This window comes from Mesorhizobium sp. WSM4817 (assembly GCF_055811135.1).
Window position 1 is genome coordinate 19,273 of sequence record NZ_JBVVQQ010000044.1, and the last position, 7,982, is coordinate 27,254.

Sequence of the window (7,982 nt, forward strand, 5' to 3'; positions counted from 1 at the left end):
CCCCGGGTGGAGCCTTATAGCCGTCCAGTTTGGGGCCGACAGCCGAATGGCGGCTTTTGAGGCTCGAAGAACGATAGGGGACGTTCAGCCGGTCGGACCGAGCTGCAGCGCCAGCTCGTTGCAGCTGGCGCTGCCGGTCTTCTTTCCAGTCATGCGAAAAACGGCGATACGGCCATAAGAGCCCTCATAGCCGAGGCTCGTCAGATCGGCGTGCAGCTGCTTGATCGTGCGCTTCTGCGTGCGCGGCCTGTTCGAATCCGTTCTCAGCCAGGCCGTCAACCGCACGGCATAGGCATCAAGTTTGCTAGGAGATCGAAGTGAGCCGAAGTGGACATTTGAACGTAGGCTCGATCAATCCATGTTGATCCGCGGACCTGTCGCGCCGTTCAGCAATCGCTTCAAGTGGAAGCTCGCAAGCTGGTCCTCTGCGCGCCTGCCTACCTCAGCAGCGAACGAGGTGACCGCACTAGGGTCGCCGGCTTCCAGCTTGGCGAAAGCCGCGAGGTAATCCTTCGTCGCGAGGTCATCGCATTGTTCAGGCCGCAGTGGCTCGAAAGCGCGCAGCGACTCCGTTCGTCCTCTCAACACGAGGTCACCCACCGCCCGCCCTCGGAAATTCGCAACCTGTCTCGCGACGCTCTCGCTCACGCAAATACGGGTGCCGAGTTGCTTGTTGGCGGCTTCCAGCCGCGCCGCGATGTTGATGGTGTCGCCATAGGCGGAGTAGTCGAAGAAGCGGGCGCCGCCGAAATTGCCGACGATCGCCGGCCCGGCGTGGACGCCAATGCGGGTGGGACCGAGCGCCACGCCCCTGGCGCGCCAGCCGGCGCGGAAGTCTTCCGAAAAGTCGTCGAGGTCAAGCGCGCAGGCGACCGCGCGGGCGGCATGGTCGGGCTGCTCGCCCGGCGCGCCGAAGAGCACATGCAGTGCGTCCCCGACGATCTTGGCCACCGTGCCCTCGTGGTGGAAAACGATGTCGGTCATGCCGGCGAGGTACGCGTTGAGGAGTTCACCCAGTACCGCCGGGTCGAGCGTTTCCGCCAGCGCAGTGAAGCCGGCGATGTCAGTGAAGAGCGACGCCACCTCGCGTCGCTGCCCGGCAAGCTCGCCAGCGTCGCCGGCGAGTCGGTCGGCGAGGTTGGGCGAGAAGTAGCGCGACAGCGAGGCGTGCGCGCGCTCGGCCGCCACCTGCTTGCCCCGCGCCTCGCGCAGAAGGGCAAGGTGCCTCAGCGTCTTGGCGATAGTCGTCTCGAGGTCGGCGAAATCGATCGGCTTCATCAGGAAATCGAAGGCGCCGCGGTTCATTGCCGTGCGGATGTTGGCCATGTCGCCGTAGGCCGACACGATGATGGTCGACAAACGCTCCTCGGCGTCCTGGAGCTTCGCAAGCAGCGACAGCCCGTCCATGCGCGGCATGTTGATGTCGGTAACGACCATTTCGATGTCGGGATTGGCGGCGATCAGGTCGAGCGCCTCGACGCCGTCGCGGGCGAAGATAAAGCTCACGGCGCCGTCGCGGATTTGGTGGCGGAATTTCTGCAGGACCAGCGGCTCCAGGTCCGGCTCGTCGTCGACGACCAGGATCAGAGCCGTCATGCCGCGAGCCCGACGCGAACGTCAATCTCGCCGCGTAGCGCGACGAAATCGAGCGGCTTCGTCAATAGCGCCTCGGCGCCGTTTTCCAGCGCGTTCCTATTGGTCTGTGCGTCGCTATAGGCGGTGATCATGATCACGGGCACATCGGGACGCAACGCCTTCGCTTTCGGCAGAAGCTCCAGGCCGCTCATGCCCGGCATGTTGATGTCCGACAGGATGAGGATCAGCGAAGCGCTTTCCGCAGCCTCGATCAGCGCCAGCGCCTGCGGCGCCGAAAGCGCGAACGCCATCTCGAAGCGCCCGGTTCTAAGATCTCGCCGGAACTGCTGCCGGAACAGCACCTCGATGTCGGGCTCGTCGTCGACGACCAGAATGAGCAGGCTCAAGCGTTGCCTCCTGCTTTGGCGAGCGTCGCGGCCCCGCGCGGCAAGACGACGCGGAATTCGGTGAAGGCGCCCGGCTCGGTGACGACCTCTATGGTGCCTGCGTGCTGTTTCACGACGATGTCGTGGCTCAAGGACAGGCCGAGCCCCGTACCCTCGCCCGCCGGCTTGGTGGTGAAGAACGGGTTGAACATTTTTTCCTTGACCTCCGGCGGGATGCCGGTGCCGTTATCACGGATCCTGATCTCGACCGCATCGCCCAGGCTTTTCGTCGATGCCGCCATCACCGGCTCGTAACCGGTTTCGCCTTCAGCCGCCCGCCGTTTCGTCGTCGCGTAAAAGCCGTTGGAGATCAGGTTCAACAGCACGCGAGTGATCTCCTGCGGAAAGAGATCGACCTCGCCGGCGCCTGGATCGAAATTCCTTTCCAACATGATGTTGAAGCCTTTCCCCTCGGCGCGGGCGCCATGATAGGCAAGGTTCAAGCTCTCCTCCACGACCGCGTTGATGTCGACCGGCCGGTGCTCGTTCGAGCCCGAGCGCGAGTGGAGCAGCATGTTCCTGACGATCGAGTCGGCGCGCTTGCCGTGCTGCACCACCTTCTCGAGATTGCCCCTCAGCATATCCGACAACTCGTCGATCTCCGCGCGGGTCTTGTCGTCAAGCGCCGCGCCTTGCAGCGCGTCGCGCAGCTCCACGATCAGGTCGCCGGACAGCGAGGAAAAATTGTTGACGAAGTTGAGCGGGTTCTTGATCTCGTGCGCTATTCCCGCGGTCAACTGGCCGAGCGAGGCGAGCTTTTCGGTCTGCACGAGCCGATCCTGGGCCTTGCGCAGGTCGTCCAGCGAGCGCGACAGTTCCTCGGTGCGCGCCTGGACCTCATCAAACAGACGGACATTCTCGATGGCGATCACGGCCTGGTCGGCGAAGGTCTTCAGAAGTTCGACTTGCTTGGCGGCAAGAAAGCCCGTCTCAGCACGCCCGACTGCTATGCAACCGATGGGCAGGCCGTCGCGCAGCAGCGGCACGGCGACAGCGCTGCGCAGGCCCGAAAAAGCCGCCGCGGCGCGATGCGTGAATTCACTATCCAAGGTGAGGTCCGGGATCTGCGCCACGTCAAGATAGAGAATCGCCCGTTCGGCGGCACTGCCGCGAGTAGGTGCCACGGGAAAGGTGTTGCGTACGATCTCAACGCTTTCTTCGGTGATGCCGTGATGCGCGACGAAATGCAGAAGCTGGCCATCATATCTGTAGACAAAGCAGAACTGCGCTTCGCACAGACGGGCGGCACTTTGCGCGATCATGTTGAACACCGGCTGCACATCAGTGGGCGAGCGGCTGATGACGCCAAGCACATCGCTGGTCGCCGTCTGGTACTCTAGCGCCTCGGTGGCCTCCCGCGTCCGCTGCTGCACTTCCTCGAACAGGCGAACGTTCTCGATCGCGATGACGGCCTGGTCGGCGAAAGTCTGGACGAGTTCGATCTGGCGCTCGGAAAACGGGCCTGGCTTTGCACGCGCCATCGAGAAGACACCAATCGGGGTCCCTTCGCGCAACAACGGCACCGATAACCCACCTGCGAACTTTCCTATTGTTGGCACATCTGGAGTACCATACTCCAAGTCCAGGGTCACGTCGGGGACATGAACGACCGCCCTTTCCAATGCGGCGCGACCAACCCAGGAATCACGGCCAACGCGATTGGGATGGGCTTCCTCATGGGCTCTCAACTCAGGCGAGTGCCCATGCGAAGCGGATATGTGGTAAACGTCGCCGTCGAGCATATATATGCCACCCAATTCAGCGCCGCATAACTTCACCGCGGAGTCTATCAGCGTCTGAAGCACCGCCTTGAGATCGAATGTCGAGGCACTGATAACCTTGAGCACGTCCGCCGTCGCGGTCTGCTGTTCCAACGCTTCGGTGAGTTCTGCCGTGCGTGCCTGAACCTGCTTGAACAGCCGGGCGTTCTCGATCGCGATCACCGCCTGGCTGGCGAAGCTGGTGACCAGCGCGATCTGCTTGTCGGTGAAGGGCCGCACCTCCTGGCGGTGCAGCGTGATCGCGCCGATCACGACATCGTCCTTGACCAGCGGAACGGAAAGCATGGTGCGCGCCTTGAACAGCGCGACCACGCGCGTTCTCAGCGGATCACCTTCGGGAAAGGCCGGATCGTTCGTGACGTCGTCGATATGGGCGTAGCGCCTGGTCGCGAGCGCCTGGCCGAGCGCGGTGTTCGGGCCGGGCTGCATCAGGCTCCCGCCCTTCTTGAATTCTTCCCACTCCTCGGTCGCGCCGTTGGCGGCGACATGGCGGAAGCCATCGCCCTCCCGGAGCGCAAGATTGCCGAAGCTGGCGTCGCAGATGCGAGCGGCATTTTCCAGGATTACCTCGAAAACCGGCTCAAGCTCGACGATCGAACGGCTGATGACGTCGAGCACCTCCGAGGTCGCGGTCTGCTGCCGCAAGGCCTCGCTGAGCTCGGCCGTGCGCGCCTGTACTTCCTCGAACAGCCGCACGTTCGAGATGGCGATGACGGCCTGGTCGGCGAAAGTCTTGAGCAGCGCGATCTGCTTGTCCGTGAAGGGCCGTATCTCGATGCGCCGGATCATCAGCGCTCCGACCGCCTCCCCGTCACGCAGCAGTGGGATCGCAAGGATGGTGCGGAAGCCGAGCCGGTGGGCCATTGCCCTGCCCGTTGCAAAGTCTACACCCGCCTCGGTCAGGTCATGAACATGGACCGGTGCCCGGTCGAGCACCGCGCGACCGGGGACCACGTCGCGGGCGACAGGCACCCCGGCGTCGTCGACCGGGATCGGCCCATGATGCGCCCCGACCGCCAAACGATCGCCCTGCCGCAGATAGATCGTCGCGTCATAGGCCTCGCAGAGACGCGCCGCGCTTTCCGGGACGGCGTCCAGAACCGGTTGGATGTCAGTCGGGGACGCCGCAATGACGCGCAGGATGGAGCCGGTCGAGGTCTCCCGCTCCAACGATTCGGTCACCTCGCGGTTGCGCGCCTGCACCTCGTCGAAGAGACGCACGTTCTCGATTGCGATGACCGCCTGGTCGGCGAAACTCTCCACAAGTTCGATCTGGCGTTGTGAGAACGGCCCCACGGTTCGCCTCGCCATGCCGAAGACACCGATCACCTCCTGGCCTCGCTTGAGGGGACCGAAAGGGCCGCGCGGAAATCGCCCATGGTCGCCGCTTCCGGCCTTTTGTATTCCATATCCTTGGACACGTCGGGCACATGAACGGTTGCCCCTTCGAGGGCGGCTCGACCTTGAAATGTCCCACGCCCGATCGGGTGTGGATGGCTCTTCTCATAAGCGCGAAGTTCATCGGTCCAACCGGTCCCGGTCATGACCCGTAGCCAATCGCCATCGCGCAGTGAGATCGCGCCCATATCACCGCCGGCCAGGCGGATCGCCGAATCGAGTAGCGTCTGCAGTACGGGTTCAAGGTCGAAGGCCGATCGGCTGATTACCTTGAGCACGTCCGCCGTCGCGGTCTGCTGAGCCAGCGCTTCGCTGAGTTCGGCCGTCCGCGCCTGCACTTCTTCGAACAGCCGCACGTTCGAGATGGCGATCACGGCCTGGTCGGCGAAGGTCTTCAGAAGCTCGATCTGCCTGTCGCTGAACGGTCTCACCTCTCTTCGCCGCAGGCTAATCGCACCGATCGCTCTTCCATCGCTCACGAGAGGTGTCACCAGAATGGTGCGAAAGCCGTACTGAATGGCCATTTCCCGGCCTGCCGCGAATTCGGCCCCGGCTTCGGATAGGTCTTCGACCTGCACGGTCCTCGCATCGATAACCGACCGCGCCATTACCCGGTCGCGCTCCAGCGGCCACGGCGCCTCATCGACCGCGATCGGTCCCGAATGGGCACCGAGATGGAGCATATCGTCCTTCTTGAGCCGGATGATCACGTCATAGGCGTCGCAAAGACGGGCGGCGCTCGCCGCCACGGCGTCGAGGACCGGCTTGATATCTGTCGGCGACGAGGCGATGACACGAAGCAACTCGCCGGTCGCCGTCTCGCGTTCGAGCGCTTCGTTGAGCTCCCGCGTGAGAAGCCCAATCCTAGCTTCGAGTTCGCCGTGTGATTCCCGCATGTGCAGGTTCTAGCCCTCGGTCGCTGCGCTGCCCTCTAGGTCGAGACGCAAACCATAGGCAGAATGATAGTAGAAATGCTAGGTCACCCGACGGTCAATCGATCCGTCCCCATTCGCAGCGAGGATCGGTGGCCGGACTTTCGACGTTTTTTCCAGCAATAGGGCGGTTGGCCTTAATCAGAACGGTTAGGTGGCACTTCCTGCTAAGGGCCTGCGCGGGCTTGATCGCGACTTTAACAGCAATGTCAGGTGTTGGCGCAACTGCGATGTTCCAGGGTAGGTGCCAGCAAGGTCTGCTATCGGACCGGAGCAACGATCACCTCAGCGGCCGACATGCGGCGCTTGCGGAGGTTCGCCAAACGGCGTCGGCTCACCAGCCTGCCAGGAGCTGATCCATCAACACCGGTCCGCGCGCCTCGACCAGCCTGCGCCAGGAGATGTCCCGCGGGCAGCATATATCGACGTGAGCGGCGCGTAGCTCTTTGGCGTCGGGGTGGTCGCGTCCCTCGAAGCGTAGCCAGCGGTCGATCAGGTCGCCACGGAAGAGCTGATAATCATCGGCCGTGCCAAACTCGATCACCGCGCCAGCGATCCGCGCATCGGGCCGCTCTTGGCGGATCGCCTGACAAAGAAGCCCGCGGTACTTCGGCTTGACGCCCGTTTTGAACGCGCTGTCTCCTTTGGTTGCGAGCGCCCACCAGCCCGACGCCGCGCGGTGCTCCTCGCTTCCGGGCACGTCTAAGATCAAGTGCACGATTTCGCCGAACTGGCCAATCCCGGTGTGCCAATCTATGAAACCTATTGTGCTCGCGCGTGAGAGATGCTCCCGGACGATGCGGCGGAACGTAATGTTCGACCAACTCGGCGCCTGCCCGCCATACATGAATCCGTCAGACCGATGCCACTGTCCCTGCCAAATCTGGCCTTCAAGTGCCCAGCCGTTCACCTCGAATTAGGTCTTGTAGGTACGGTGCAGCTCGAGCACGCGGGCTGCATCTGAAGGGTCGGAATGTAGGAGCTGGATGACGGCGTCATAGGCGGGATTTTGCGGTACCGGGCCGTCATCGACGCTCACGAAGTTGCGGTTGATGTCGATGTTGTTTTCGTCTGTGCGCGTGCGATGCGAGAAGCCCCAAGGATTGATGGCGTGCACGAGCACGAGCCGGACGCTTGGCGCTCCGCTACTTCGAGATGAAAGCCAGCGGGTTAGTATTGCGGAGCCGGAAAACGCTTCAGAGCCATGCGTGCCACAGATGACTATCGCGGAACGGTCGGCAGTTTCGGGTCCAAGGCAAGCGACGTCGGCAGCGAGCGATTCGCCAGCCTCGCCCCTAAATCCTTCGCGGTGATAGTGCGTTACCTGTGCGCCAGCTTGAGCACAGGCAACGAGAAACTTGTTGCGCGCTTCAAGGTAGCTTTCGGAAAAGCTGTCCATTAGTCACCCCGCAGTGACTGATGGTGACAGGGTAATGATGAAGTGGCAAGGCGACGAAGCTGGGCGCTTAAGGACGTTCGATCATTAGCAGCTGATACTTATCGCCGAGCGGGATCAACTCATTTGGCAAATGGACGTTGTACGCTGTCTGTTGCCTCTGCTCTGGCGACGTCCGCTTTTGGGGAATGGACGCGACCGTGGCGATCACTGCTATGAGGCGCAGAGCCGACCGACCACAAGGTGTAGGGTCTTGTCGGAGGCTTGTGAGAACGCTGATCGCTGGACTCGAACGCTTTCGGCGGTGCTAACTGCAACGATTGCGGGTAGGATGCGCCGCGGTGATAGGTTCGGCAGTCGCTTGCGACGAGGGGGCTCATATGTCCGACTTGCTATTGAAGCAACTCGCCTCGATCGGGTGTCGCGGACCTGTGATCACGCCCGGCAGCGCGGA

General features: G+C 62.7%; 4 protein-coding genes and 2 pseudogenes. All 6 read right to left on the bottom strand.

What is annotated here, in order from left to right; all coding sequences use genetic code 11:
• Positions 1–109 precede the first annotated feature (109 nt).
• Positions 110–352: pseudogene (locus tag AC0L2K_RS32730) on the bottom strand (IS21 family transposase); the annotation flags it as partial.
• On the bottom strand, positions 352–1,596 hold the full coding sequence (locus tag AC0L2K_RS32735) for an adenylate/guanylate cyclase domain-containing protein (protein WP_473533370.1): 1,245 nt from the start codon (positions 1,594–1,596) through the stop codon (positions 352–354). The pseudogene AC0L2K_RS32730 and the gene AC0L2K_RS32735, both read right to left, overlap by 1 nt.
• Entirely contained in the window at positions 1,593–1,982 is a 390-nt protein-coding gene (locus AC0L2K_RS32740; protein WP_473533371.1) for a response regulator, read from the bottom strand. The genes AC0L2K_RS32735 and AC0L2K_RS32740 overlap by 4 nt, the downstream gene beginning before the upstream one ends.
• Positions 1,979–5,113, bottom strand: coding sequence for a GAF domain-containing protein (locus tag AC0L2K_RS32745; RefSeq protein WP_473533372.1), 3,135 nt, complete (start codon positions 5,111–5,113; stop codon positions 1,979–1,981). The genes AC0L2K_RS32740 and AC0L2K_RS32745 overlap by 4 nt, the downstream gene beginning before the upstream one ends.
• Positions 5,114–5,127: 14 nt before the next feature.
• A complete protein-coding gene (locus tag AC0L2K_RS32750; RefSeq protein ID WP_473533373.1) occupies positions 5,128–6,096 on the bottom strand; it encodes a GAF domain-containing protein in 969 nt (322 codons plus the stop codon).
• A 370-nt stretch (positions 6,097–6,466) separates the two neighbouring features.
• Positions 6,467–7,531, bottom strand: a pseudogene (locus AC0L2K_RS32755) (DUF2817 domain-containing protein).
• Positions 7,532–7,982 lie beyond the last annotated feature (451 nt).